Source organism: Pseudarthrobacter sp. NIBRBAC000502772 (assembly GCF_006517235.1).
Lineage (GTDB): Bacteria > Actinomycetota > Actinomycetes > Actinomycetales > Micrococcaceae > Arthrobacter.
Genome location: NZ_CP041188.1, coordinates 1,329,577 through 1,355,014 on the forward strand (window position 1 = coordinate 1,329,577; position 25,438 = coordinate 1,355,014).

The window sequence follows — 25,438 nt, forward strand, 5'->3', positions numbered from 1 at the left end:
GAGAAATGGGTCTGACCTGTGGAAACGCTTGCAGCAGCCCGGGATTGTGACGCGTTTGCGACGTCGTGGCCCGCCCTAGACTGGGGAGAACGACAACGACGACGAACGGGAGGCTGCGTGGGCAGCTTGGTTGAAGGGCTGGTGGGCGCCCTCGGGTCAGGGCAGGTCAGTACCGAAGAGGAGCTGCTCGCGAGGTATGCCGTGGACCAGGCCCCCATCACGGATTTCCAGCTCCCCGAAGCGGTGGTCTTCGCCGGGTCTGTGGCGGACGTGCAGGCCGTGGTCAGGCTGTGTGCGGCCCTCAACGTCGCCGTCGTGGCCCGCGGAGCCGGAACAGGCGTTTCCGGGGGCGCGCACGCGAGCAGGAACTGCGTAGTCCTGTCCCTGGAACGGATGAACCGCATTCTTGACCTCAACCCTGACGACGAGACCGCCGTCGTCGAACCCGGCGTGGTCAACGCCGCCCTCAACGAGGCCGCCGCAGTGCATGGCCTGATGTACGCGCCGGATCCGGCAAGCTTCCGTTCCTCCACGATCGGCGGCAACGTTGCCACGAATGCCGGGGGACTGCGCTGCGCCAAGTACGGCGTCACCCGCGACTCGGTGCTGGGGTTGGATGTTGTCCTGGCCGACGGGTCCCTCATCCACACCGGCCACCAGACATTCAAAGGCGTGGCGGGCTACGACCTCACGGGCCTGTTTGTTGGTTCCGAGGGCACTCTGGGGATCGTGGTGGGGGCAACCGTCCGGCTCAAGTACCTGCCCCGTGACGTGCACACCATCGCCGCGTTCTACCCGGACTTCAGGCAGGCCGCTGCCGGCGTCCTGGCGGTGGGCCGGGCCCGCGTGCAGCCGGCCATCATGGAACTGCTCGACGGCGGGACGCTGGCCCAGCTGGACGAACTCCACGGCTCCGACCTGAGCTCCCGCGGCCGTTCGCTGCTCCTGATCCAGACCGACGGGTTCGGGGCAGCGGCGGAGGCCGACGTCGTGCGTTCCGTCCTAGCCGCCGGCGGGGCAACGGTGAGCACGGAATCCACGGCAGAAGCCGAGCAGCTCGTGGAGCTCCGCCGGAACAGCCGTGGCGTGGAAGTGGATGACGAATACCGTGTGGGCGAGGACGTGGCCGTGCCGCGCTCACGCCTGGTGGATTACGTGGCGGCGTTGGAAGACCTCGCGGCAACACATGGTGTGAGCCTGAAGGTGGTGGCGCACGCGGGCGACGGCAACCTGCACCCCACGTTCTGGATCGACCGCCAGGACAGCGCGGTGGATGCTGACGCCATGGCCCGGCTGAATCTTGCCCTGGATGCCTCCATCGAGGCTGCGCTCGAAATGGGTGGCACCATCACGGGCGAGCACGGGATCGGGCAGTACAAACTGCGCTGGCTGGGCCTGGAGCAGGCGGAACCCGTCAGGGAGCTCCAGCGCAGGATCAAGGAACTCTTTGACCCGGCCGGCATCCTGAACCCGGGCAAGGCCATCTAAAGTCCGCTACCTAGTTGGGGGTGTTAACACAGCCGTGCTGCCACCGCGGCCCGGCAGCGGCTCCCGGTCCGGTCAGTCGTCGACGTCGGGGTACTCTTCGATGGATTCGTCGGCACCATAGCGGGAGGACTCCTCGGTTTCCACTTCGAGGATCTTCAGCATCGCAGTATCCGGGTTGAGCATGATGGCGGCCTCGTCCCGGCGGTGGCGCAGGACGGACTCGATGTAGGACTGCACTGCCTCGGCAAGCGGAATGTGGCGGGCCTGCTCCTCGGACATGTACCAGCGGTGCTCCAGCACCTCGTGGACCGCCTCCGCCGGCTCCAGCTTGCGGGACAGGTCGCGGGGGATCGAACGCACGATGGGTTCGAAGACCTGGCTGACCCAGAGGTGCGCGCTGTATTCCTCGTCCATCCCCGGGTTGTTGTCCGCCCGGAAGGAGTCCATGTCATTGAGCAGGCGCCGCGCCTGGTTCTCCTGGGCGTCCAGTCCGGTCAGGCGCAGCAGCCGGCGCTGGTGGTGTCCGGCGTCGACCACCTTGGGCTGGAGCTGGATGGTGGAACCGTTCTGGGTGGTCTTGATGGCGTATTCCTCGACGTCGAACCCCAGCTCGTTGAGCTTCCGGATCCGGGCGGCCACGCGCCAGCGTTCGCCGATTTCGAAGGATTCCTTCTCGGTCAGTTCCGTCCACAGGCGCCGGTAGCTCTCCATGATGAGTTCGCTGGTGGCCACCGGGTCCACCTTTTCCTCGATCAGGCCGCCGTCCAGGAGGTCCATCAGCTCGCCGGCGATGTTGACCCGGGCAATCTCGAGATCGTACTCGCGCTGGCCGGTGGAAAGATCGGGATACAGCTCGCCGGTTTCGGCGTCCACCAGGTAGGCGGCGAACGCGCCCGCGTCACGGCGGAAGAGCGTATTGGAGAGGGAGACGTCGCCCCAGTAGAAGCCGATGAGGTGCAGCCGGACCATCAGCAGGGCCTGGGCGTCGATGAGCCTGGTCAGTGTGTCCTTGCGCAGCATCTGCGAGAACAGGGCCCGGTACGGCATGGAGAATTTCAGGTGGCGGGTGACCAGGACGGGGTTCAAGGGCCGCCCATCCAGGGTGGTCCGGCCGGTGATGACAGCAACGGGGACAACGCACGGGACGTCCAGGCGGGCCAGCTTGCGGAGCATATGGTACTCGTGGCGGGCCACATGCTCGGACGTTTCCTTGATGGCGATGACGGAGCCGCCCAGGTGCGCGAAACGCACAATGTGCCGCGAGATGCCGCGGGGGAGCGCTGCCAGGTTCTCGGCCGGCCAGTCCTCCAGGGCGATGTGCCAGGGCAGGTCCAGGAGTTCGGGATCCGCGGACGCCGCCGTGATGTTCAGCGAGCTGGAAGCGGCAAGGACCTTGTCATCCTTGGCGCTCGCTGCCTCGAAGCGCGGAAGTTTGCCGACCTGCGCGTAGTCCGTGGGCTCGTCGTGCCACTGTGCACTGTTTTCGTCGGTCATGGATCAATTCTTTCGTACAGAGGGGCGGCTGGCCTAAACCTCGGGCTTAAACGCCGACGGCGGCCCGTCCAGTCAGGAGGGCCGCCGTCGGTTAGATCTCGACAGGCTCGATCATCGGTGGGGACTAGTCGCCCAGGCGCAGACCGGTCTTGGTGTCAAACAGGTGCACGTGGCCCGACTGCGGACGGACGTAGATGGTGTCGCCCTTCAGCGGGGGACGGCGGCCGTCGACGCGTGCCACGATGTCGTGGTCCTTGCCGTCCAGCGTCGTGTGGCCGTAGACGTAGGCGTCGGCACCGAGTTCTTCAACAACGTCGACCTCGACCTGGAGACCCTCACCGTGAGAGGCCTGCTCAAGGTCCTCGGGGCGGCTGCCCAGGGTGACGGTGCTGCCGTGGGCCTCTTCGAGGATGTTGCGCGGCACGGGGTAGACCGTTCCGCCGAACTGAACGCCGCCGTCGACCACGGGCAGTTCGAGCAGGTTCATGGCGGGGGAGCCGATGAAGCCGGCAACAAAGACGTTCTTGGGCTTGTCGTAGAGGTTGCGCGGGGTGTCAACCTGCATCAGCAGGCCGTCCTTCAGCACAGCCACGCGGTCACCCATGGTCATGGCCTCGACCTGGTCGTGGGTAACGTAAACGGTGGTGACGCCGAGGCGGCGGGTCAGGGATGCGATCTGCGTACGGGTCTGGACACGGAGCTTGGCGTCCAGGTTGGAAAGCGGCTCATCCATGAGGAACACCTGCGGGTTACGCACGATGGCGCGGCCCATGGCAACACGCTGGCGCTGGCCACCGGAGAGTGCCTTCGGCTTGCGGTCCAGGTACGGCTCGAGGTCAAGAAGCTTGGCGGCCTCACGGACACGCTCGGCGCGCTCTTCCTTGGAGACGCCGGCGATCTTCAACGCGAAGCCCATGTTGTCTGCAACCGTCATGTGCGGGTACAGCGCATAGTTCTGGAAAACCATCGCGATGTCGCGGTCCTTCGGCGGAACATCGGTGACATCGCGGTCGCCAATAAGAATCCGGCCGGCGTTGACGTCCTCAAGGCCTGCGAGCATGCGCAGGGAGGTGGACTTACCGCAACCGGAGGGTCCTACGAGGACCAGAAATTCGCCATCGGCGATTTCGATGTTGAGCTTGTCAACAGCGGGCTTCTCTGTGCCCGGGTACAGACGCGTAGCGTTATCAAAAGTAACTGTAGCCACAGTTATCAATCCCTTCACCGGCAGGTACGTGCCGGACGATCCGTTGTGAATGGTTCATGTAATTCAGTTATCCACGGCATTGCAGCCGTGTACTCCCCGGCCGAAGCCGAGGAGTATCACGTGACGCCGCACGGTTCCTGTGCGCCACATCACAACCAAGAGTATGTCAGACGATTGGCGTTTTGGTGCAAATGTTACGGAGGTCACATGTGAGGTTGGACATGTCCCCGAGGTTCAGTCACTGCCGGGCTCTTCTTCGGCCACCACCAGGCTCCGTTCCTGCAGGAGCGCTTCGAGCAGTTCTGCCACGTGGGCCGGTGCTTCCACCCGGAACTCGGCCTGGGTGAAGTCCAGGCCCACCTTGACGCCCACATCGCCGGTTTCCAGGCGCGCCAGGGCGTCCTCGTCCGTGACGTCGTCGCCGGCAAAGAGGACCGCAGTGGCCCCGGTGATCTGGCGCAGGAACGTCAGGCCCTCACCTTTGGAGGCGTTAACCACCGAAGTTTCCAGGACCCGTTTGCCGTTCTTCAGGAAAACGCCTTTGCGGTCCTGGAGAACGGAACGGGCCGCAGCCACCGCGTCCTCGGCAACATCGTCCGTGGCCAGCCGGGTATGCAGGACTACGCCTGCGGGCTTGTCTTCGAGGAGCGTGCCAGGTGCCTGCTCAACGATCTCCTCCAGGACGCCTCGGACTTCGGCCAGCAGCTGGCGCTGGGCCTCGTCCAGCGTCAGCTCCGTGGAGCCGGGGCCCAGCCACGCCTCGGCGCCATGGCTGCCGATCAGCAACGTGTCCACCGGGGGCGAGGCGACCGCGCGCAGGCTGGCGAGGGCCCTGCCTGAGAGGAGTGCCGTCGTCGTGCGTGGAAGGGCGGCGAGCCCGGCGAAGGCGGCGGCCGAGCGCGGAAGCGGGCGGGCGTCGTCGGCGCGGTCAACCAGCGGGGAAATGGTGCCGTCGAAATCCATGGCCACCAGCAGGTGTTCCGTCTGGGCGATGCGCCGAGCGGCCTGCCGGAGTTCAGGGGACAAGGTGAGCGGGCCCTTGGCGGGCCGGGCGTCAGGAGTCATCGCGTACAACTTTCTCGTTCAGGGCGGCCAGGAAGTCAGCTGACCAGTGGTCGACGTCGTGTTCCAGGATCTGCTTGCGCATGGACCGCATGCGTCGCGCGGCGTCTTTGGGAGGCAAATCGACGGCCCGCATGATGGTGTCCTTGAGACCGTCGATATCGTGCGGGTTCATCAGGAGCGCCTGCTTGAGCTGGTCCGCGGCACCGGCGAACTCGCTGAGGACCAGCGCGCCGTCGTTGTCCTTGCGGGCAGTGACGTATTCCTTGGCCACGAGGTTCATGCCGTCCCGCAGTGCGGTCACGAGCATAACGTCGGCGGCGAGGTACAGCGCCACCATCTCCTCCACGGGGTAGCTGTGGTGCAGGTAGCGGACGGCCGTGTTCTGGATGGTGTCGTAGGTGCCGTTGATGTGGCCGACGGTGCCTTCGATTTCCTCGCGCAGGAGGCGGTACTGCTCAACCCGTTCGCGGCTGGGGCTGGCAACCTGGATCAGCGTTGCGTCGCCGACCGTCAGCTTGCCTTCGTTCAGGAGTTCCTCGAACGCCTTGAGCCGGTGCCGGATGCCCTTGGTGTAGTCGAGCCGGTCCACGCCCAGGAGGATGGTCTTGGGGTTGCCGAGATCCTGGCGGATCTGGCGTGCACGCTCGATGATCTCGGGGTTGTGGGCCAGTTCGTTGATCTGGGCTACGTCGATGGAGATGGGGAAGGCCTGGGCCCTGGCGATGTGCGTGATTTCGCCGTCCTTACCCTTCACATGCACCTGCTGCTGCTTGACGCTGGCGCCGAGGAACCGGCGGGCGGAGCGCATGAAGTTGCCGGCGTCGCTGGGGCGCTGGAAGCCCACGAGGTCTGCACCCATCAGGCCGTCAATGATGGCATGCCGCCACGGCAGCTGGGCGAAGATTTCCGGCGGGGGGAAAGGAATGTGGTTGAAGAACCCGATCCGCAGGTCCGGCCGCGCTTGGCGCAGCAGCCGCGGCACCAGCTGCAGCTGGTAATCCTGGACCCACACCGTGGCACCCTGGCCGGCATGGCGTACGACGGCCTCGGCGAACCTTTGGTTGACCCTGCGGTAGGCGTCCCACCAGGTTCTGTGGAACTCCGGCGGGGCGATGACGTCGTGGTACAGGGGCCACAGGGTGGCGTTGGAGAAACCCTCGTAGTAGAGCTCAACGTCGTCGTTGCTCAGCTGGACGGGCACCAAGTCCATGCCGCCGTGGCTGAAAGGCTCGACGGTTTCGTCCGGGGCGCCGTGCCAACCCACCCACGCGCCGTCGGTCTTGGTCATCATGGGCGCGAGGGCAGTCACCAGGCCGCCGGGGGAGCGGCGCCAGCCCGAGCCGTCGTCGCCGCTCTCACCTGGCGCGCAGCGGTCAACGGGCAGCCTGTTGGAGACAACCATAAAATCGTACGTGGCGGCCGTGCTGTTGCTGCTCGCGGCGGCGCCGGTTGCAGGTACAGCTGATGGTTTTTCTTGGACGGGTGTTTGCATTGCGGCCCCCTGGGGTTGCTTGTGCCTTTAAGCCACCTTAATAGGATGGAATCTTCGGGGCCATTCGTCCGTTGGTTATTCGGGCGGAATAGTTGAAAGCGCAAGCTCTCAGGTTTGTCCCCTAAAATGGTGGAGTCGCCACAGAGTGGTCCCCCTATGTCGATCGACCCAAGGAACACATGAGCCCCGCAAATGAAATACGTAAGTCCAAGGCTGAGCGAACCTCGGAGGCGCGCGAGAAGGCACGCCTGATCCGTGAGGCGCAGCTGGCGAAGGACAAGCGCAACAAGCTGCTGATCGGCTGGGGCATTGTGGTGGCCGTGGTGGCCATCCTTGTGGTGGTGGGGCTGGTGGTGACCACAACGATGCGGCAGAACGCCCCGATCGCTGACCAGGGGCCGACGCCGGCCAACGGTAACGTCAACGGTGGCATCACCTTGCTGGCCAATACCGACGTCGCGAAGCTGGAAGCAGCCACCGTGGACGCAGCCTCCGTGGGGGAGCCCCCGAAAACCGCGCCGGCTGAAGTGGTTGCCCCCGGTGCCGAAGCTGAGGCAGGAAAGCCGGTCAAGGTGGTCCTGTACGTTGACTTCATCTGCCCGGTTTGCAAGAACTTCGAGGCACAGTACAACGAGCAGCTGACGACGCTGCGCAACGAGGGCAAGATCACGGTGGAATACCGGGCGCTCGGGTTCCTGGACAACAGGTCCTCCACGAACTACTCCTCCCGTGCAGCCAACGCCGCCGCGTGTGTTGTGAATGAGTCTCCGGAGAAGTACGCAGAGTTTGTGGACTCGCTGTTCGCCAACCAGCCTGCCGAAGGTACCGCCGGTCTTTCCGACGACAGGCTCAAGACCATGGCCACGGACATCGGCGCCAAGAACATTGACACGTGCATCGACGAGAAGACCTACCGTCCGTACGTGAAGTTCACAACCAAGCAGGCCGCGGCGATCGGCGTCACCGGCACACCCTCGGTGTTTGTGGACGGCCAGCAGTGGGGCAAGGGTGCCAGCGCGCAGACCCCGTTCCCTGACTTCCTGCAGGCAGCGATCACCGCGAAGGGCTAGTCCTTCCACCCAGAGGACCTGCTTCCGGATCACTTCCGGAAGCAGGTCCTTAATTTTTGCCCTGGTTCGCCCTGGCCGGCGTTTTTACGAGCGGGCGGACTTGGGCTAACCTTATCTAGCGCCGTTGCGGCGCACGCCCCCTGGGGCGCGCCTCCTTAGCTCAGTTGGCCAGAGCACCGCTCTTGTAAAGCGGGGGTCGTCGGTTCGAATCCGACAGGAGGCTCCGATTGTGTCTCTGCCGCAGGTTCAGGCTTGAGGGCGCGTATCCAGCGGTGCGCTGCCGCCGACCTCCATCGCCTCATGGATCTGCAGGGCAAACCAGAGCTGGGCCATGGTTGACGTTTCGGTCACGTCCATCCCTATCAGCTCACTGATCTTACGGATCCGGTAAATGATGGTCTGCCGGTGCGCGAACAGGGCGGTTGCCGTCTTCTGCCAGGACCGTTGCATGTCTGCACTCCCGTGAGCTGCTTGCCCTCTTGAGGGGCCTCAACGGTATCAACATCGTGGGGGCCGATGTCGTCGAAGTAGCCCCCGCTTACGACCACGCAGACATCACCACTCTCGCGGCAACGACTCTGGTCTTTGACCTTCTCGGGCTGATGGTGAACCGCTCCGAAGGAGCGACGAGAACAGGCGCCGAAGCGCTGGAAGCCGCGGCGGTTTACGCCCCATGCCCTTGCTGGCCCGCGGACGCCGTGGGCCAGCAACGGCGCCGGAACGGCCCCTCGAATACAAGCCCGCGACCGGCTTCGTTGCCATTGCCGGATGAAGGCTGGACCGTGGGTACAACCGACCGTTGCCAGTTCCCGGGGGAGGGCCTAGACTCGGCCCACAACCCCAGCCGGGGAGAACTCCAGAACCCTTCACTCATCCTCTGTTCTGGGCGTGCGGATAGGTTCGTGTTCTGGGCAAAGCAGAACAGGAATCGACCATGACTAAGTATCTTTTCCAAGCAAATTATGTGGGTCAGGGCATCAAAGGCCTGATGCAGGAGGGTGGGTCCAAGCGTCGGGACGCGGTTGTAAAGGCCTTGGAGTCGGTTGGGGGATCACTGGAATGCATCTACTACGCGTTCGGCGAGACGGATGTCCTTGGGGTCTTCGACGTTCCCGATCAGCCGAGTGCTGTTGCCCTTTCCCTGATGATCAATTCCACCGGCGCCGTGGACCTTCATCTCACGCCGCTCATGACTCCCGAGGATATTGACGCAGCTGTGGGCAAGACTCCTGTCTACCGGGCCCCTGGTCAGTAACGGCTTCGACTGGGCTGCCTCGTGCAGCGCCAGTCGAACCTTCGGTCACTAGAAGGGACGGCCGGCAGGACCCACCAGGGAGCCGCAAGTTCCCTTCAGAGATATCCGAAAAAATCCTGTCTGGTTTCGGCGTCCAACCCTTAGGATCAGGAAAGTGCCGGTAGGCACCACCTGACTACCGAAGCTGCGGTAGCTACGGCCGCACCGGATGCGATGCGGGCCGCCCGCCGGGTGGGATGAACGGCAGGCGAGCGCGTCGCGTCGGCCGGCGGGAGGGGCAGCGCGGTATCCACAGCGGCCTCCTCGGGTGGGTTTTGCAGGCCTCAGCGGCCTGCGAATCCATCCTGTAGGCGCCTTCTCAGATTTCGCCCCCGGATACGGTCAAGGTTGCATCAATACGGTTCCGGCCGCGCCTTGGACAAATCCCGTAGACGGCGAACCAACGAAATCTGTCTGGTTGGCCACACTGTTGCCCAAGTAGCGGCATAATGACCTAAACTGCTTCACTGAGGTGCCTGAAATGGTGCCGTGCAGCGACGAAAGTGAACACGCCATGGCTACCGATTACGACGCTCCACGCAAGACTGACGACGAGGCTTCCGCCGAGTCGCTGGAGGCCCTGCAGGCATCCCGCAGCGGCAGTGCCCAGACCGCAGTCATCGACGTCGACGAAACCGACACCGCCGAAGGCATCGACCTTCCCGGAGCCGATCTCTCCGGCGAAGAACTGACCGTCATTGTGGTTCCCGAACAGTCCGATGAGTTCACCTGCTCATCCTGCTTCCTGGTCCGGCACCGGTCCCAGATTGCACGCGAAAAGAACGGCCTGAAGTACTGCATCGAGTGCGAAGGCTGAACGGCCGACGGCGGCACTCCGGTGAGGTGCACCGGCGTCGTTATTGTGCATAACGGCAGGGTGCAGAAACGGTGTTAAAAGCGTTTCGATTGCCCCGCAAAGTGCTTCAGAATTACGCCCGCGTGACCGGAACCAAGGCCGATTAACGGTTCCGTGCCGAAGCGGCAACAACCCTTTTGAGTGGCCTTGGAGACTCCTACGCTTGAGCTACCTAATCACTCGAAGGGTGGCCCACAATGAAAAAGATTCATACGTGGCTGACAGTCATTTTGATGGCTGTCGGATTGGGTTTCCTGGCTCCGGGGCCCGCCTCGGCAACCACATCGTATTGCGGACTCGTATGGGGATCGCTGGCTGAATCAGACCCGGCCATGAGCACCGCATCCGTCACCAACGTCCGGACAGGGCAGCACTACTGCTTTGACCGGATGGTGGTTGATCTCAACGGCCCTGTTGCCGGCTACACGGTTCAGTACGTTCCGACCGTGGTCCAGGACGGTTCAGGTTTTGAAATCCCACTGTTGGGCTCAGCATTCCTCCAGGCAACTGTGAACGCACCGTCCTATGACAGCAATTACAACGTCACCTACAGCCCGGCGGCAAAGGCCGAACTTTCGAACGTGTCGGGATACCAGACCTTCCGGCAGGTGGCCTACGCAGGCAGCTTCGAAGGCTACACCAGCATCGGACTGGGCGTCCGTGCCCGGCTCCCGTTCCGGGTCTTCACCCTGGACGGCCCCGGATCCGGATCCCGCATGGTGGTGGATGTAGCGCACTTCTGGTGACCCGCGGTTCGCTGCTGAACCGCCGTTGAGGCAAGATCAGGAAACCAAAACGGCGCCCTGCTCCGGAGACTTTCCGGGCAGGGCGCCGTGCTGTGGGTGGGGCAACTACTCCGGGACCACTAGTGCAGGAGTGTCCCGGCGGATGGTTTCGCCGCGGAAGAACCCCGGGCGGAGGCGTGCCATGATCACCATCAGCACAGCCCCGAGCGCCAGGATCCCGATGCCCAGGACAAAGACCAGCCCAACCCCGAAGACCTCGGAGCCGCTGCCGAACTCCGGCGCCCAGCTGTCGATGGCTGTCTGCAGGAAAACCACAAACAATCCGACACCGCCCGCTACCGGGCAGAGCAGCCGCAGCATGAAGTTGCGGACGCTGCTGAACACGCTGTTCCGGAAGTACCAGGCGCAGGCGATCGCGGTCAGGCCATAGTAGAAGCAGATCATCAGGCCGAGGGCCAGGATGGTATCGTTCAGGACGTTTTCGCTGATCACATGCATCACCGCGTAGAACCCAGCGGACAGGATGCCCGCCGCCACTGTTGCGAAGCCCGGCGTCGAGAAACGCTTGCTGATGTGGCTGAACGGCGCAGGCAGCGCGCCGTAGTGGGCCATGGCCAGCAGGCTGCGCGACGGAGACGTGAACGTGGACTGCAGGGACGCGGCGGAACTGGACAACACCGCGAGCGACATCAGGATGGCGAACGGCCCCATGATCGGCGAGGCCAGCGCCGTGAAGAGATTCTCGTGGTTCTCAGCGTTGTTCAGGCCAATCCCCGTATCGCCGACGCCGGCGAACATCATGGTGGAAATGGTCACCAGCAGGTAGATCCCCAGGACAACGACGGCGGTGAGGGTGCCCGCCAGTCCGGCCGTCTTTTTGCCGTTGGCGGTTTCCTCATTCACAGTCAGGCACACGTCCCAGCCCCAGTAGACAAAGATCGACAGCGAGATGCCGGCAGCGATCTGCCCGAACGTCTCGATCCTGGTGACGTCGAACCACTCCCAGCTGAACGGGATGGCCGTTTCCGACGTGGACCAGTTCGCGAACGCCATGGCCACGAAAAGCCCCAGGACCAGCAGCTGGAATCCGACGAGTCCGTACTGGACCAGCTTGGTGGTGTGCAGGCCGCGGTAGCTCACCCACACGGCGAGGGCCACGAACACGAAGCACGTCAGGACGTTCAACGGTTTATTGGCCGCGAGGTCCGCGAGTTCAGGCGCACCCGTCAGCTGCGACAGGAAGAGATAGAAGAAATCGACGGCCACGCCCGCAAGGTTGGACAGGACGATGATGTTGGCGGCGAGCAGTCCCCAGCCGCCCATCCAGCCCACCCAGGGGCCAAACGCTTTGGTGACCCAGGTGAACGTGGTGCCGCTGTCCGGGGAATCGGCGTTGAGTTCCCGGTAGGCGAGTGACACCAGGATCATGGGGATGAACCCGATAAGGAAAATGACGGGCAACTGGAGCCCCGCCTCATTAACGGTGGGGCCCAGGGCGCTGGTCAGCGTGTAGGCCGGTGCGATGGTGGAAATGCCGAGAACGACGACGGCGAGGAGGCCCAGCTGCCCGCCCTTCAGTCCTTTTGCGGTGATGCCGTGTGCCGAGCCGGCCGGGTCGGTCCCGGATGGCTGGCTTGCGGGGGTGCTCGTACGGGTGGTTTGAGTCATTGTCCAGCGCTTTCTACGAGGCAGCAGGCTGCTGTTGGGTGATGCAGTGGATGCCGCCGCCGCGGGCGAAGAGCTCACGGGCGTCAATGCCGACCACACGCCGGCCGGGGTAGGCTTCCGCCAGGATCTGCAGCGCCTTGTCATCGTTGGGGTCCCCGAAGGTACAGGCGATGACGCCGCCGTTGACCACGACGTGGTTGATGTAGCTGTAGTCGACAAAGCCTTCGTCATCCCAGAGCACTTCAGGGGCGGGGACTTCGATGATGGTCCACTCCCGTCCGGCCGCGTCCCTCGTGGTGCGCAGGTGCTCGATGATGTCGCGGCTTACCTGGAAGTCCGGGTGGCGGGGGTCCTGCTGGGAATGCACCAGCAGCGTGCCGGGGGAGGGGATGGCGGCCACGATGTCCACATGACCGCGCGTGCCGAACCGTTCCGAGTCGCGGGCCAGCCCGCGCGGGAGCCAGACCACGTGGGTTGCGCCGATGGTCCGGGCGAGCTCGGCCTCGACGTCGGCGCGGCTGAGTCCCGGGTTGCGGCCCGGATCCAGCTGCACGGTTTCGGTCACCAGCACGGTTCCCTGGCCGTCCACCTGGATGCCGCCGCCTTCGTTGACCAGCGCGGACACGATGTGCATGGCGCCGGCACGGCCCGAGACTTCGGCGGCGATCACCGCGTCCTTGTCCCAGCGCGCCCAGTCCTGGGCGCCCCAGCCGTTGAAGACCCAGTCGACGGCGCCGAGGCTCCCGTCCTGGTCCAGCACAAACGTGGGGCCGATGTCCCGCATCCATGCATCGTTGAGCGGGGCGGCAAGTACCTCGACGTTCCGGTTCAGATAGCGGGCGGCGATGCCGACGTCGTCGGGGTCCACCACCACGGTGACCGGCTCAAATTCGACGGCGGCGTTGGCCACCGCTGCCCAGATGGACCGGGCAGCGTGGGCATCCTCCTCCGTGTCGCCCAGCGTGTAGCCGCCGGTGGGAAAGGCCATCCAGAGCCGCTCCTGCGGGGCGGTCTCGGCGGGCATGCGCCACGTGCTCATGCGGTCACCTGCGCGGATGCGAGGACTTCGCCGCCGAGCGGCTGGTCACGGCGTACGGGTTCCGTAAGCCGGCCGTAGGTATCGGGGCGGCGCGTGGACAGGAAGGGGAAAAGCGTCAGCCAGTCCCGCCGCTGGTCCAGGTCGAGGTCTGCCACCAGCACTGCGGAGGCGTCACGCGGGGCCTGCACGAGGACGCGGCCGTAGGGGTCGGAGATGAAGGAGGAGCCGTAGAAGTTCAGCGTTCCTTCACTGCCCCAGCGGTTGGGGGCGATCATAAAGAGCCCGTTGGCGATGCCGTTGCCCACCATGACCTGCTGCCACAGCGGCTGGGTGTCGAAGTCAGGGTGGTCCGGTTCGGAGCCGATGGCGGTGGGGTAGACCAGGATCTCTGCGCCACCGAGGGAGTAGAGCCGGGCTACCTCCGGGAACCATTCGTCCCAGCAGGTGGGCATGCCCAGCCGGGCGCCGCCCAGTTCTGCCGGCGCGTGGACCTCGTAGGCATCCGCGGCCGCCGGCCCCTGGCGGAAGAACTTGTCTTCGTAGTAGCCAGCGGTGACCGGGATGTGGAGCTTGTGCGTGCGGGCGAGCAGTTCGCCCTCGGACGACACCAGGATGGCGGTGTTCAGCCCGAGGCCGTCGTCGCTGCCGTCCGGGTTCGGTGCCTGCTGGTACAGCGAGGCATGGACAGCGACGCCGTGGCGGCGGGCTGACTCGGCAGCAAAACGGAAGGTGGGTCCGGTCAGCAGGTCCTCAGCGGTGTCCGACGGCCGGGGCCGCACCGCGCCAGGGCGCGTGGTGTCATTTTCGGGGCGCGTGTCCGCGGGGTAGCGGGAAAGCGTGAGTTCGGGGAGGAATACGACCGTGGCACCGAGCCTGGCGGCGCGGCCGATTCCTTCATCGAGTTCCGCCTGCAGGACGGCAATGTCTGCATGCCAGCGGTGCTGCACAACGCCCACCCGCAGGGCAGGGCGGACGGACGGCGTTGTCCGGGCCAGGGACGTGGGTGAGTCGAGGCAGGAAATTTCAATCATGTGCTTACTTCCAGTGAGACGACCGTCACTAAATGAATGACGTTCATTTAGTATGGAGGGTGGACGGCTTTCGCGCAATGGTTTATATGAATTCCATTCTTTTGTCTTGCTCCGTGAGATTAGTAAGCTCACTGAGAAATTTGGTTTCGGCCTGCCGCGATCGATCCCGCGGCTGATAGCGTCGGGACTACTGGACCAATCGAGGAGGATTCATGAAAGCTTCACCGACCCTGACCAATAACCTGCAGGCCGTACTTGCGGACCTGATTGAGCTGCACATCCAGGGCAAGCAGGCCCACTGGAACATTGTGGGGACCAACTTCCGCGACCTTCACCTGCAGCTGGACGAAATCGTGGATGCCGCCCGGCAGTTCGCGGATGATATGGCCGAGCGGATGCGCGCCCTGCATGCCCTGCCGGACGGCCGCAGTGCCACCGTGGCCAAGTCCACCAGCCTCGCGCAGTTCCCCGAAGGCCTCATTAACACGAAGGACGCCATCGAGCGGATCGTCGCCGCGCTTGAGGGTGCCGTGGGCACCATGCGCAAGGTCCATGACGAAGTGGACGAAGAGGATCCCACCACCGCGGACCTGCTTCATGAATTCATCGCCAAGCTGGAGCAGTACGCGTGGATGGTGAACGCCGAGACCATGAAGGCCTCCGCCAGCGTCACCGCCCCTGACGCCAAGTAGTCGCCGGCCCATAGTGAGGCCACAAGCGCCCGGCGCCGGAATGACTTCCGGCGCCGGGCGCTGTTTATGCGCTCGCCGGCCTGCCGGAGACGAGCGCCTAGTCCGCCGTCGGAACTTTCCGGAGTACGACGGCGGCAAGGGCTGCCGCGCCCGCCATCAGTACCAGCGCAATCGCCGCAGTGGTGTGGACGCCCGAATCAAACGCCAGGCGTGCTGCGCCGCGGAGGGCTTCGGCCAGCGGAGCAGGCAGGCCGGCGGCCAGTTCCACGGCGCCCGCCAGAGTTTCACCCGCCTGGTGTACTGCAGTGCCCGACGCCGTTTCCTCCACCCCGGCCGGAAGCCGGAGATTGTGCTGGTAGGAAGCGGTCAGGATGGAGCCCAGCACCGCCGTCCCCAGCAGTGACCCCACCTCATAGCCCGTTTCGGAGATGGCGGCCGCCGCTCCTGACTTCTCCGCTGGAACGGAGCCCAGGATGAGGTCATTGGAAATGGTTTCCGCTGTGCCCACGCCCAGGGCGAGGATCAGCAGCGCGGCCAGCAGGAGGGCCGGCCCGGAGCCGTGGTCACCGAAGACTACGATTCCGTAGCCCGCGGCGCTCAGGGCCAGGCCACCCGCCACCACAAAGCCCGGACGCACCTTCCGGACCAGCGGCACCACTGCCAGCCCAGCCAGCACTGTGGCCACCAGTGCCGGGATCATGGCAATTCCGGCGGCCGACGGCGTCATTCCGTCCAGGAGCTGCAGGTGCTGGGCGAGGAACAGGATGAAGCCGTTGAAGGAGAACAGGGCCAGCACGTTTGCCGTGATGGCAGTGCTGAAGACCCGGTTGCCGAACAGGGACATGTCCAGCAGGGGGCTGGCCAGCCGCTGCTGGCGGCGGACAAAGACGACGCCCATGGCCAGGCCAAAGGCAACAAGACCCACAGGAGTGGCCCCGAAACCATCGGTCGCCAGCTCCTTGATGCCATACACAATGGGCACCATTACCAGCAGGGACAGGGCGATGCTGGGCACGTCCACCCGGCCGGGGCGCGGATCTTTTGATTCCGGGATGAATGCAGGGCCGAACGCCAGCAGGGGCAGCATGATGGGCACGGCGACCAGCAGGATGGCGCCCCACCAGAACTGCTCCACCAGCCACCCGCCGAAGATGGGACCCAGGGCGGCGCCGCCGGAGAAGCCGGCAGCCCAGATGGCAACGGCCAGCCGACGCCGGTTTGGGTCCGGAAAAATGTTGCGGATCAGGGACAGGGTTGAGGGCATCAGCATGGCCCCGAAGAACCCCAGCAGGGCCCGTCCCGCTATCAGCCACTCCGCGGTGGGGGCAAAGGCTGTTGCCGCTGAGACCGCGGCGAAACCAACACTGCCGGCCAGCAGCAGCCGGCGGCGCCCGATCCGGTCGCCCAGGCTGCCCATGGCGACCAGCAATCCGGCAAGCACCAGGGGATAAGCGTCCACAATCCACAGCAGCTGGACTCCGGTTGTCTCCAGGCTGCTCGCAATGGCCGGAAGCGCGAACGTCAACGCAGTGTTGTCCACCGCAACCAGGAGTACCGGAAACATCAGCAGAGCCAGCGCGAGCCAATCGCGCCAGGGCGCCTTGGCGGGCCCTGACGGCCTGAAATCGGCGGCCGTGGTGGATGTGCTTCGGGTGTTCTGGTTGGACTGTGCGGACAACGTCATGCTGATAACTATACCGTCCAGACGGTACAGTTAAGAAACGGGACCCGGAGCGTGCATGATTGAAGCCATGGCCAGAAATCCCGTCGCACGCGACGCAGTCCTCGACGCTTTTGAAGAACTCCTGATCGACGTGGGGGAGCGGGCTGCCACTTTGGATGCTGTGGCCAAGCGGGCAGGCGTGTCCAAGGGCGGGCTGCTCTATCACTTCCCCAACAAGGAGGCGCTGATCGCTGCGGTGCTGGAGCGGCTGGACCGACTGGCCGTCGAGGACCTCGCGCTGATGGCCGCAGCAGCCGAAGGTGCGGCGGCCTACTTCATCCGTTCCTCGCTCTGGTCCGACTCGCCCATGGACCGGTCCTTCGTGGCCGCCACGCGCCTGGCTGAAGTGGCCCATGAAGAGGCCCGGCGCCGCTTTGCCGCCATCCAGCAGCAATGGTTGGACCTGATCGCGGCCGACGTCGGCACGGCCATGGCGAAAGCCGTGCTGTATATGGGGGACGGTCTGTATTTCAACGCCATGTGGGAAAGCGGCACCACCGGGGACGGCAGGGGCAGGCACGGAGACATTGAGGAGCTCCTCGCTGCCGTGGAGCGGCTTCGCGGCTGAACCCGCCGACCTCATTTGCCCGGTGGCCCGGGGCGTAGGAGAATTGGACGGCGTGGCGACCATCTGCGGCCGCCACAAAATCTGAATATATGCCTTTGATCTGCGGCGGGAGAGTTCTGTTAGCAGGTACAACAGGCGCCGTAGGAGCAAATCCTCCCCAGGAATCTCTCAGGCCCACGTACCGCCGCGGCCAGGCAACTCTGGAAAGTGGCAGGCCGTCCGCCTGAAGCGTCCCGGATCACTCCGGAATGTCAGGACCGCTGTGCCCACCGACGGTGCAAGCGCAGCCCAGCGGAAGCAGGCTGCGCGGAAACTCTCAGGTCCCAGACAGAGCGGGGAGGAACCCGAGTCGATGTGGCGCACCCTGCGCCCGCCTTAGTAATGGAGTTCCTTGTGAGTGTTAATTCGGCCTCGGCCACTTTCGTCGACCGGCATATTGGCGCCCGCCGCCAGGCCGATATCGACTCCATGCTCAAGGCCGTCGGCTACGGCACTGTGGACGCGCTGGTGGATACTGCCGTCCCCAACGGCATCCGGCAGGATGCGGCCCTCCGCCTCAAGGACGCCCTGAGTGAGGTTGAGGTCCTTGCCGAGCTGCGGAAGCTCGCGGCGAAGAACAAGACTGCCGTGCAGATGATCGGCCAGGGCTACTACGACACCGTCACCCCGGCCGTGATCCGGCGGAACATCCTCGAGGCCCCGGCCTGGTACACCGCCTACACCCCGTACCAGCCCGAAATTTCCCAGGGCCGGCTCGAAGCGCTCCTGAACTTCCAGACCATGGTCCAGGACCTGGTGGGCCTGCCGATCGCGAACGCGTCGCTGCTCGATGAAGCCACCGCCGTCGCCGAGGCCGTTCTGATGATGCGCCGCGCCAACAAGAACAAAGAAGCCCGCGACGGCAAGACCGTCCTCGATGCCGACTGCCTGCCGCAGACCATCGCGATCGTCAAGGGCCGCGCCGAAGCTCTCGGGTTCGAGGTGGAGGTCGCCGACCTGTCCCAGGGCCTGCCCGACGGCGTTATCAACGGTATTGTGCTGCAGCAGCCTGGTGTTTCCGGCCGGGTCTTCAACCACGCCGACGTCATCAAGGAAGCCAAGGAACGCGGCGCCCTCGTCACCGTGGCCGCTGACCTGCTGGCGCTGACGCTGATCACCCCTCCCGGGGAGCAGGGCGCGGACATCGCCGTGGGTTCGACCCAGCGTTTCGGTGTGCCGCTGTTCTTCGGCGGCCCGCACGCCGCGTACATGGCCGTAGCCAAGGGTCTCGAGCGGTCCATGCCGGGCCGCCTCGTCGGGGTCTCCAAGGACGACGCCGGGACCCCCGCCTACCGCCTGGCGCTGCAGACCCGTGAGCAGCACATCCGCCGCGAGAAGGCCACGTCCAACATCTGCACCGCGCAGGCGCTGCTGGCCATCGTCTCCTCCTTCTACGCCGTCTACCACGGCCCCGACGGCCTCAAGGCAATCGCGGAGACCACCCACAGCCACGCTGCAACCATCGCCGCGTCCCTGAAGGCGGCCGGCCTGGACGTCCTGCACACAAGCTTCTTCGATACCGTCACGGTTTCCGTGCCCGGCAAGGCTGCGGCCATTGTTGCCGCCGCGGAAGCCCAGGGCATCAACCTGCGCCACATCGACGGCGACACCGTCGGCGTTTCCGCCGATGAAACCACCACCCCGGCCATTGTTGCCGGTGTGCTGGAAGCCTTTGGTGCCGCGGCGGTGGACGCGGCCGCCGGGACTGACACTGAGTTCGCGCTGGATGCCGCCGTCGAGCGTTCCTCCGGTTACCTGCAGCACCCGGTGTTCAACACGCACCGTTCCGAGACCCAGCTGCTGCGTTACATCCGCAGGCTCAGCGACCGGGACCTGGCGCTGGACCGGACCATGATCCCGCTGGGTTCCTGCACCATGAAGCTGAACGCCACGGCGGAGATGGAAGCCATTTCCTGGCCGGAGTTCGCCTCCATCCACCCGTTCGCCCCGGACTCCCAGACCGTGGGCTGGCGCGAACTCATCGCCGATCTCGAAGACCAGCTCACCGAGATTACGGGCTACGATCAGGTCTCCCTGCAGCCGAACGCCGGGTCGCAGGGTGAGCTCGCGGGCCTGCTGGCCATCCGCGGCTATCACCACTCCCGCGGAGACCAGCAGCGCAATGTCTGCCTGATCCCGGCCTCGGCCCACGGCACCAACGCCGCCTCGGCTGTCCTGGCCGGCATGAAGGTGGTTGTTGTCGCGACGGCTCCTGACGGCAGCATCGATCACGTTGACCTTGACGCCAAGATCGAGGCGAACAAGGATGTCCTCTCGGCGATCATGATCACCTACCCGTCCACGCATGGTGTGTACGACGCCGATGTCCGTGAGGTGTGCGATTCAGTGCACGCCGCGGGCGGTCAGGTGTATGTGGACGGCGCCAACCTCAACGCGCTCGTTGGCTTGGCGCAGCCGGGCAAGTTCGGCGGCGACGTCTCGCACCTGAACCTGCACAAGACGTTCTGCATCCCGCACGGCGGCGGCGGCCCCGGCGTTGGCCCGGTCGCAGCCAAGGCGCACCTGGCACCGTTCATGCCGGGCAACGCGGCTACCTGGACCGAAGGCAACGACGTCCCGATCTCCGCATCACGGTTCGGTTCTGCCGGTGTCCTGCCGATCTCCTGGGCATACGTGAAGCTGATGGGTGCCGAGGGCCTGACCGACGCCACCAAGTCCGCGCTGCTCGCTGCGAACTACGTTGCGGCACGGCTGAACGAGTACTTCCCGGTCCTCTACACGGGCGAGGGCGGGCTGGTGGCACACGAGTGCATCCTGGATCTTCGCGGGCTGACGGCGAAGACCGGCGTCACCGCGGAGGATGTGGCCAAGCGCTTGATCGATTACGGTTTCCACGCCCCCACCCTGGCGTTCCCGGTGGCGGGCACGCTGATGGTGGAACCGACGGAGTCCGAGGACCTGGTGGAGATCGACCGGTTCATCGATGCGATGATCACCATCCGGAAGGAAATCGACCAGGTCGCCAACGGCGACTTCACCGTGGAGAACAGCCCGCTGCGCCACGCACCCCACACCGCGTCCGCCGTCGTATCTTCCGACTGGACCCGTCAGTACCCCCGTGAGCAGGCCGCCTTCCCGGTCCACCACCTCAAGCAGGACAAGTACTTCCCGCCCGTCGGCCGCATCGACGGCGCAGCAGGGGACCGCAACCTGATCTGCTCCTGCCCGCCGCTGTCCGAGTTCGAAGACTAGGCCCGCCGGCTTCCCGCACCCCAGGGGCTAGTTATTAAGCGCGGCCCAGAGGTTGAGGGACGACGCGAACACAACCCAGGTGATGTAGGGCAGCAGAAGTATCCCGGCGGCCCGGCTGATCGGGCCGAAGCGGACCACCGTGACAGTGACCGCCCCGATCAGCCCAAGGATGACTGCAAAAGCCAGCCACAGGGCGGCCGTGCCGAGCAACGGATACAGGCTGAAAAAGGTGGGTGTCCACAGCAGGTTGAGGCACAACTGGATTCCGTAGCTGACCAGCGCGGGCCGCGACTCCGGGGTGTGGCGGCGCCAGACCAGCCAGGCGGCCACCGCCATGGCAGTGTAAAGAGCTGTCCACACTGGACCGAACAACCAATTCGGTGGTGACCAGGGGGCTTTGTCAGCGCCCACGTACCAGCCGTTCACGTTGTTGACAGTGGCAAAAGCACCCAGCCAGGCGACTACGGCGGAACTTGCCAAGAAGAGCATGAGCGCAAGCACCTCCGCGCGGCGACGGTGCTTCCTGCCGGGACTTCCAGGCCCAGTGTCGGACTTTTTCGGGACCAACTCCATGGGTCAACCCTTGCGGCGCGCCGCCCGCGAGTCAAGGCGCTCCGCGGTCCTGTCTGGACTGCCCCCACCCGATCAGGCTTTAGACTTGTGGCTACATGTCCGCACGTAACTACGAGTACAGAACCGCGCACAAACCCCTGAGATTGGACACGGCCCCCTTGCGAGAATTCACCGCCCGCTTTGCCACAGCGGAGGAAATTGAGAACTGGGACAAGCACGTCACGGCCAACCCGAACGGCGGCAACATGCTGCAGTCCGCTGCCTACGCGTCCGTGAAAAACGGCAGCGGCTGGACCGCCCGCTTCCTGGTCCTGGAGTCTGCCGGGACCGCCAGCTACAACCTGGTGCTGGAGAAGAAATTCCCGGTGCTGGGCCGCCTGTGGTACCTGATCAAAGGTCCGGACCTGGGTGCCGTCGAGGACCTGAAGCCGGCCCTGGACGCGTGCGCTGCATTCGCCCGGAGCCGGAAACTCAATGTCTTCACCATCAAGATTGAACCCGACATCGTGAGCACCCCGGAAGCCCGGGCACAGCTCGCCGCCGCCGGCCTGGTGAAGGCCCCGAATATCCAGTCCAACGACTCCACGGCGCTCCTGGACATCGCGGCACCGGAGAACCAGGTGTTTCGGTCCATCTCCTCCCGCGCCCGCAACGCGATCCGCCGGGCAGAACGCGAAGGCTGCGCCGTGGTGCAGCAGGAGCCAGGCCCGGAAACGTACCGGGCGCTGTATGACCTGATGGCAGACACGGTGAACGCCAAGGGTTCCATGCCGTTGCGCAGCCTCGAGTACTACACCCAGTTCTGGGACGAATTCTGCACGCGCGGACAGGGCAGCTTCTTCTTCGTTTACGAAGACGGCAAACCCAGCGTGGGCGCCTTTGTGATCAACTACGGATCCAAGGCAACCTACAAGGACGGCGGCTCCACCCAGAACAGGAAGCAGTACGGCGATTCGCACCTGGTCCAGTGGCAGGCCATCCGGAGAATGCAGGAACTCGGCTGCACCGAGTACGACTTCTGCGGCACGCCGCCCTCTGGCCTGATCAAGGACAAGACCCACCACCTGTACGGCATGGGAATGTTCAAAACGAGCTTCACCAAGACGGTGACGGACTTCGTCGGCTGCTACGACCACGTGCTGTCGCCCGTCAGGCACACCCTGTGGGTCAAGGGCGCGGAACGGGTCTTCCGCCGGCTTGAAACCGCACGCACCGGCCAGCAGTTCTACTGACCGCCCACCAGCCACTCTCACCATCCACACCACGAAGGCCAGCGCCTGCCCCAGTCGGCAGCCCAGCCATAGATGAGGTTATTTCCGTGAATCCAACCAAGGCCGGAGCCGGACTCGAGCTCAGCGTCCTCAGCGATGCCGAGTTTGAGTCCTTCTCCCTCAAGCATCCGCAAAACAACTTCATCCAGTCCGCTGACTTCACCCGTTTCCAGCGCGCCCGCGGTCAGTCAGTGGAACTGTTCGGTGTAAGGCGTGACGGCGACCTGGTCGCCGCCGGGAAACTGAACTTCACCACCAACCGCTGGGGCTACAAGGTGTGCGAGTGCGCCAAGGGCCCCCTCCTGGACTACACGGACGCCGCACTGGTGCGTGACGTCGTCGGACTTCTCAAGGAACGCGCCACGGAACGCAAGGCCGCCGAACTCCGGATTTCCCCGAACCTGACGTACATCGCCCGCGATGCCGACGGCGCCGAACACCCCGAGATCGTGGACAACAGGCCGCTCGTGGCGGAACTGGCGGGCCTTGGTTTTGAACACCAGGGCTCCGACATGAACTTCGCCAACGTGAACTGGATGTTCATCAAGCGGCTCGACGGCATCGCGGACGCCGAGGAGCTCATCATGGGTACCAGCTACCGGACACGGAAGGCCATCCGGAAGGCTGAAAAGAACGGTGTATTCCTGGAGCAGGCCACGTTGGAGACCCTTGACGAGTTCTACGACGCGCTGAGCACAGCCGGGGACGAGAAGGGTTTCTTCTACCGCGAACGCGAATACTACGAACAGCTCCTGCGGACCACCTCGGCCGAGTTCACCAAACTTATGATGGCCAAGATCGACATCCCCGCGTACCGGAAGTCCATCACCGAACGCCTGGAAGCGGAATCCGCGTCCGCAGCCGAACTCCGCCGTGAAGTCGAAGAGACCGGCAGCAAGAAGAAAGCCAACCGGCTCAAGGTTGTCCAGGACCTCGTGGACAGCTACGAGCGCAGCCTCAAGGACATCGAGCGGTTCCCGGACTCGGTGGGTGTGGCTACAGTGGCCGCCATCCACTTCGTCTGCTTCGGCGACGAGGTGGTCTGCGTTATCGGCGGCACCAAGCAGGACTACATCTACTTCAACGGCGCCACGTCCCTGTACTGGGGAATGATGCTGCACGGGCTGGACAAGGGCTACTCGCGCTACAACTTCTACGGCACCTTCGGCATCCAGGGACAGGACGAAGAAGGCCACGGCGGCTACGAGTTCAAGAAGGGCTTCGGCGGCGACGTGGTTCAGCTCTTGGGTGACTTCGTGATGCCGGTGCGGCCGGCAGCCTTCCAGGCCAACCGCCTGGTCCGCGCGGCCATCGCGGCGGCGCGCACCCTGCTGGGCAAACTGCCACTGAAGCGCCAGGCCTAACACCAAACCACGAACTGCCAGAAAGGGAGGAGCACCAAGGTGAACGATCGACCTGAAAACCCAAGGCGCAGGCCTCCCACCGACAGCCTGCCCAAAACAGAGCCGCTCACCCCCTCCCAGCTCCGCCAGGATGCCGCGGCCAAGCGGATGCTGCGGCGCCTGGTGCGGGGGGAGAACCCGCCGACGGCGCCACTGAGCATTGTGGACAGGCTCGCCGGAAGCCCCTACGCCAACCCCATGATCCAGGTGGGAGGCGTGGACACGTCCGCACGCAAGACCCTGGACTTTTCCCTGCACCTGGCCGAGACCATGTTCCGGTACGGGGCCGGCGCCCTGGAAGTGGAGACGAGCATTATTGCCGTCACCGCGGCGCTGGGGCTGAAAAACATCGAAGTGGACATCACCAACCAGTCGGTGGCCATTAACTATGCGCCCAAGGACCAGACGCCCATCGCGCTGCTTCGGGTGGTGCGGTCATGGACAAACAACTATGCCGGGCTGGCCAAAGTACACCGGCTGGTGACGGACATCGTGGCCGGGGAGTGGGCCGCGATGAGGCGATCCGCCGGCTGGACGAGGCCATCACCAGCCCCAAACCGTTTCCACGCTGGATGGTCACTGTTGCCTTCGGCGTGTTCGCCGCAGTCTTTGTGGGCGTACTCGGCGGAGGTCTGGTCTCCTCGGGCATCGCCTTTGTTGCCAACATCGGCGTCAGCCTGCTCGCCCGCCAGTTGGGCCGGTGGAGGGTTCCGGACTTCTTCACGACGGCGGCATGCTCCTTCGGCGTTACGCTCACCGCGTTGCTGCTGTGGCGCTTTGACCTCACTAACGCACCGGCGATTGTGGTGGTGGGCGGCATCCTCCTGCTCCTGCCCACCGGACGCCTCGTCTCGTCGGTCCAGGACGCCATCAACGGGTTCCCCGTGACGGCCGCGGGCCGGTTCCTGTCCACCCTGCTGACGTTCGGCGCGATTGTGGCCGGGATCGCGGTGGCCTTTGTGATCGGTTCGATGACCGGGATGCAGCCGATTAGCGTCACGGAGACGTTCCCGCCTGCCTACGACCTCTGGGTCCTGGTGATCCTTATCGCCGTGGCAGTGATGGCCATCGGCGTGACGGAGCAGACCTCGTGGGAACTGCTGCTGCCCACCGCAGCCGTGGGCGTGGTGGGCTATTTTGTACTGCTTGGCGCTGCTTCCCTCGGCGTCGGTGACCGGTTTTCCCCGGCGGTCGCGGCCGTTGTGATTGGACTATTGGCGCGGGTGGTGGCGCTGAAAATGGGCGCTCCCCAGCTGGTGGTGGCCGTCCCGGCGGCCCTGATCCTGCTGCCTGGACTGACCATCTTCCGCTCGATGTATGTGCTGACCATCGAGGAATCCGAAGTCCTGCTGGGAGCTGGCGGCATGCTCAACGCCGGCGCGATCGTCCTGGGCACGGCCGCCGGCATTGTCCTCGGCGACACCCTGGCCCGGCCGCTCACGCGCAGCCTGGCCAGCAACGAACGCCGCCGCGCCCGCCGCCGCTAGCCGCGTGTCGCCGTCGGAA

At 64.8% G+C, this 25,438-nt stretch carries 20 protein-coding genes, 1 tRNA gene, 2 pseudogenes and 1 riboswitch; of the genes and pseudogenes, 13 read left to right on the forward strand and 10 right to left on the reverse strand.

Going from position 1 to position 25,438, the window contains the following annotated elements:
* Window positions 1-117: 117 nt before the first annotated feature.
* Window positions 118-1,488, forward strand: coding sequence for an FAD-binding oxidoreductase (locus NIBR502772_RS06370; protein ID WP_141139533.1), 1,371 nt, complete (start codon window positions 118-120; stop codon window positions 1,486-1,488).
* Between the two features lie 72 nt (window positions 1,489-1,560).
* On the opposite strand, the gene NIBR502772_RS06375 is transcribed toward NIBR502772_RS06370, so the two are convergent.
* The 4 genes from NIBR502772_RS06375 to NIBR502772_RS06390 form a co-directional block, all read right to left on the reverse strand.
* Window positions 1,561-2,982, reverse strand: a complete 1,422-nt coding sequence (locus NIBR502772_RS06375) for a DUF4032 domain-containing protein (protein WP_141139534.1) — start codon at window positions 2,980-2,982, stop codon at window positions 1,561-1,563.
* A gap of 124 nt (window positions 2,983-3,106) precedes the next feature.
* Window positions 3,107-4,189 carry an ABC transporter ATP-binding protein gene (locus NIBR502772_RS06380; protein WP_056346563.1) on the reverse strand — a complete coding sequence of 361 codons (1,083 nt, stop codon included), beginning with the start codon at window positions 4,187-4,189 and terminating at the stop codon, window positions 3,107-3,109.
* A 234-nt stretch (window positions 4,190-4,423) separates the two neighbouring features.
* Window positions 4,424-5,254, reverse strand: coding sequence for a trehalose-phosphatase (otsB, locus tag NIBR502772_RS06385; protein ID WP_141139535.1), 831 nt, complete (start codon window positions 5,252-5,254; stop codon window positions 4,424-4,426).
* Window positions 5,244-6,746 (reverse strand): trehalose-6-phosphate synthase, encoded by a 1,503-nt coding sequence (locus NIBR502772_RS06390; RefSeq protein WP_141139536.1) that lies wholly within the window; start codon window positions 6,744-6,746, stop codon window positions 5,244-5,246. Before NIBR502772_RS06390 ends, otsB begins: the two co-directional genes overlap by 11 nt.
* 179 nt (window positions 6,747-6,925) lie before the next feature.
* Between NIBR502772_RS06390 and NIBR502772_RS06395 the strand changes: the two genes are divergently transcribed.
* Both NIBR502772_RS06395 and NIBR502772_RS06400 read left to right on the forward strand, forming a co-directional pair.
* On the forward strand, window positions 6,926-7,816 hold the full coding sequence (locus NIBR502772_RS06395) for a thioredoxin domain-containing protein (RefSeq protein WP_141139537.1): 891 nt from the start codon (window positions 6,926-6,928) through the stop codon (window positions 7,814-7,816).
* 149 nt (window positions 7,817-7,965) lie between these two features.
* Window positions 7,966-8,039, forward strand: a tRNA-Thr gene (locus tag NIBR502772_RS06400).
* Window positions 8,040-8,062: 23 nt separating this feature from the next.
* On the opposite strand, the pseudogene NIBR502772_RS06405 reads toward NIBR502772_RS06400, so the two are convergent.
* A pseudogene (locus NIBR502772_RS06405) lies at window positions 8,063-8,269 on the reverse strand (helix-turn-helix domain-containing protein); the annotation flags it as partial.
* 53 nt (window positions 8,270-8,322) lie between these two features.
* Here NIBR502772_RS06405 and NIBR502772_RS23035 point away from each other — a divergent pair.
* From NIBR502772_RS23035 to NIBR502772_RS06425, 4 genes are all read left to right on the forward strand, one after another.
* Window positions 8,323-8,754: an arginase family protein gene (locus tag NIBR502772_RS23035; RefSeq protein ID WP_371706874.1), complete on the forward strand. Its 432-nt coding sequence runs from the start codon at window positions 8,323-8,325 to the stop codon at window positions 8,752-8,754.
* Window positions 8,751-9,071: a GYD domain-containing protein gene (locus NIBR502772_RS06415; protein ID WP_141139538.1), complete on the forward strand. Its 321-nt coding sequence runs from the start codon at window positions 8,751-8,753 to the stop codon at window positions 9,069-9,071. The genes NIBR502772_RS23035 and NIBR502772_RS06415 overlap by 4 nt, the downstream gene beginning before the upstream one ends.
* Before the next feature lie 553 nt (window positions 9,072-9,624).
* Window positions 9,625-9,927, forward strand: a complete 303-nt coding sequence (locus NIBR502772_RS06420) for a DUF4193 domain-containing protein (protein WP_104063859.1) — start codon at window positions 9,625-9,627, stop codon at window positions 9,925-9,927.
* Between the two features lie 236 nt (window positions 9,928-10,163).
* Entirely contained in the window at window positions 10,164-10,712 is a 549-nt protein-coding gene (locus tag NIBR502772_RS06425; protein WP_141139539.1) for a hypothetical protein, read from the forward strand.
* Between the two features lie 105 nt (window positions 10,713-10,817).
* On the opposite strand, the gene NIBR502772_RS06430 is transcribed toward NIBR502772_RS06425, so the two are convergent.
* Genes NIBR502772_RS06430 through NIBR502772_RS06440 form a run of 3 tightly spaced genes read right to left on the reverse strand, consistent with a single transcriptional unit; the run spans window position 10,818 to window position 14,450 of the window.
* Window positions 10,818-12,380, reverse strand: coding sequence for an APC family permease (locus tag NIBR502772_RS06430; RefSeq protein WP_141139540.1), 1,563 nt, complete (start codon window positions 12,378-12,380; stop codon window positions 10,818-10,820).
* Between the two features lie 13 nt (window positions 12,381-12,393).
* Window positions 12,394-13,419 carry an agmatine/peptidylarginine deiminase gene (locus tag NIBR502772_RS06435; RefSeq protein ID WP_141139541.1) on the reverse strand — a complete coding sequence of 342 codons (1,026 nt, stop codon included), beginning with the start codon at window positions 13,417-13,419 and terminating at the stop codon, window positions 12,394-12,396.
* On the reverse strand, window positions 13,416-14,450 hold the full coding sequence (locus NIBR502772_RS06440; protein ID WP_141139542.1) for a nitrilase-related carbon-nitrogen hydrolase: 1,035 nt from the start codon (window positions 14,448-14,450) through the stop codon (window positions 13,416-13,418). Before NIBR502772_RS06440 ends, NIBR502772_RS06435 begins: the two co-directional genes overlap by 4 nt.
* Before the next feature lie 212 nt (window positions 14,451-14,662).
* On the opposite strand from NIBR502772_RS06440, the gene NIBR502772_RS06445 reads away from it, so the two are divergent.
* Window positions 14,663-15,142, forward strand: coding sequence for a Dps family protein (locus NIBR502772_RS06445; protein ID WP_141139543.1), 480 nt, complete (start codon window positions 14,663-14,665; stop codon window positions 15,140-15,142).
* 97 nt (window positions 15,143-15,239) lie between these two features.
* Here the strand turns inward: NIBR502772_RS06445 and NIBR502772_RS06450 are convergent, their stop codons facing one another.
* A complete protein-coding gene (locus NIBR502772_RS06450) occupies window positions 15,240-16,826 on the reverse strand; it encodes an MFS transporter (protein WP_141139544.1) in 1,587 nt (528 codons plus the stop codon).
* A 67-nt stretch (window positions 16,827-16,893) separates the two neighbouring features.
* Between NIBR502772_RS06450 and NIBR502772_RS06455 the strand changes: the two genes are divergently transcribed.
* Complete coding sequence (locus NIBR502772_RS06455; protein WP_056347303.1) at window positions 16,894-17,433, forward strand: TetR/AcrR family transcriptional regulator; 540 nt, start codon at window positions 16,894-16,896, stop codon at window positions 17,431-17,433.
* A gap of 96 nt (window positions 17,434-17,529) precedes the next feature.
* Window positions 17,530-17,627, forward strand: a riboswitch (glycine riboswitch).
* A gap of 187 nt (window positions 17,628-17,814) precedes the next feature.
* Complete coding sequence (gene gcvP / locus NIBR502772_RS06460) at window positions 17,815-20,685, forward strand: aminomethyl-transferring glycine dehydrogenase (protein WP_371706777.1); 2,871 nt, start codon at window positions 17,815-17,817, stop codon at window positions 20,683-20,685.
* 27 nt (window positions 20,686-20,712) lie between these two features.
* On the opposite strand, the gene NIBR502772_RS06465 is transcribed toward gcvP, so the two are convergent.
* On the reverse strand, window positions 20,713-21,174 hold the full coding sequence (locus NIBR502772_RS06465; protein WP_371706778.1) for a TspO/MBR family protein: 462 nt from the start codon (window positions 21,172-21,174) through the stop codon (window positions 20,713-20,715).
* A 242-nt stretch (window positions 21,175-21,416) separates the two neighbouring features.
* Here NIBR502772_RS06465 and NIBR502772_RS06470 point away from each other — a divergent pair, with 242 nt between their 5' ends.
* The 3 genes and pseudogenes from NIBR502772_RS06470 to NIBR502772_RS06480 all read left to right on the forward strand — a co-directional run bounded on the left by NIBR502772_RS06470 (window position 21,417) and on the right by NIBR502772_RS06480 (window position 25,419).
* Complete coding sequence (locus tag NIBR502772_RS06470) at window positions 21,417-22,490, forward strand: peptidoglycan bridge formation glycyltransferase FemA/FemB family protein (protein WP_246848711.1); 1,074 nt, start codon at window positions 21,417-21,419, stop codon at window positions 22,488-22,490.
* Between the two features lie 86 nt (window positions 22,491-22,576).
* Window positions 22,577-23,893, forward strand: a complete 1,317-nt coding sequence (locus tag NIBR502772_RS06475) for a peptidoglycan bridge formation glycyltransferase FemA/FemB family protein (RefSeq protein WP_141139548.1) — start codon at window positions 22,577-22,579, stop codon at window positions 23,891-23,893.
* A 39-nt stretch (window positions 23,894-23,932) separates the two neighbouring features.
* Window positions 23,933-25,419: pseudogene (locus NIBR502772_RS06480) on the forward strand (threonine/serine exporter ThrE family protein).
* Window positions 25,420-25,438 lie beyond the last annotated feature (19 nt).

Excerpts from the sequence above, each read along its gene's own strand:
- NIBR502772_RS06415 (WP_141139538.1), top strand. The coding sequence starts at position 8,751 with ATGACTAAGTATCTTTTCCAAGCAAATTATGTGGGTCAGGGCATCAAA.
- NIBR502772_RS06430 (WP_141139540.1), bottom strand. The coding sequence starts at position 12,380 with ATGACTCAAACCACCCGTACGAGCACCCCCGCAAGCCAGCCATCCGGG.
- NIBR502772_RS06420 (WP_104063859.1), top strand. The coding sequence starts at position 9,625 with ATGGCTACCGATTACGACGCTCCACGCAAGACTGACGACGAGGCTTCC.
- NIBR502772_RS06375 (WP_141139534.1), bottom strand. The coding sequence starts at position 2,982 with ATGACCGACGAAAACAGTGCACAGTGGCACGACGAGCCCACGGACTAC.
- NIBR502772_RS06390 (WP_141139536.1), bottom strand. The coding sequence starts at position 6,746 with ATGCAAACACCCGTCCAAGAAAAACCATCAGCTGTACCTGCAACCGGC.
- NIBR502772_RS06445 (WP_141139543.1), top strand. The coding sequence starts at position 14,663 with ATGAAAGCTTCACCGACCCTGACCAATAACCTGCAGGCCGTACTTGCG.
- NIBR502772_RS06435 (WP_141139541.1), bottom strand. The coding sequence starts at position 13,419 with ATGAGCACGTGGCGCATGCCCGCCGAGACCGCCCCGCAGGAGCGGCTC.
- NIBR502772_RS06440 (WP_141139542.1), bottom strand. The coding sequence starts at position 14,450 with ATGATTGAAATTTCCTGCCTCGACTCACCCACGTCCCTGGCCCGGACA.
- NIBR502772_RS06455 (WP_056347303.1), top strand. The coding sequence starts at position 16,894 with ATGGCCAGAAATCCCGTCGCACGCGACGCAGTCCTCGACGCTTTTGAA.
- NIBR502772_RS06450 (WP_141139544.1), bottom strand. The coding sequence starts at position 16,826 with ATGACGTTGTCCGCACAGTCCAACCAGAACACCCGAAGCACATCCACC.
- NIBR502772_RS06465 (WP_371706778.1), bottom strand. The coding sequence starts at position 21,174 with ATGCTCTTCTTGGCAAGTTCCGCCGTAGTCGCCTGGCTGGGTGCTTTT.
- NIBR502772_RS06395 (WP_141139537.1), top strand. The coding sequence starts at position 6,926 with ATGAGCCCCGCAAATGAAATACGTAAGTCCAAGGCTGAGCGAACCTCG.
- otsB (WP_141139535.1), bottom strand. The coding sequence starts at position 5,254 with ATGACTCCTGACGCCCGGCCCGCCAAGGGCCCGCTCACCTTGTCCCCT.
- NIBR502772_RS06425 (WP_141139539.1), top strand. The coding sequence starts at position 10,164 with ATGAAAAAGATTCATACGTGGCTGACAGTCATTTTGATGGCTGTCGGA.
- gcvP (WP_371706777.1), top strand. The coding sequence starts at position 17,815 with ATGGAGTTCCTTGTGAGTGTTAATTCGGCCTCGGCCACTTTCGTCGAC.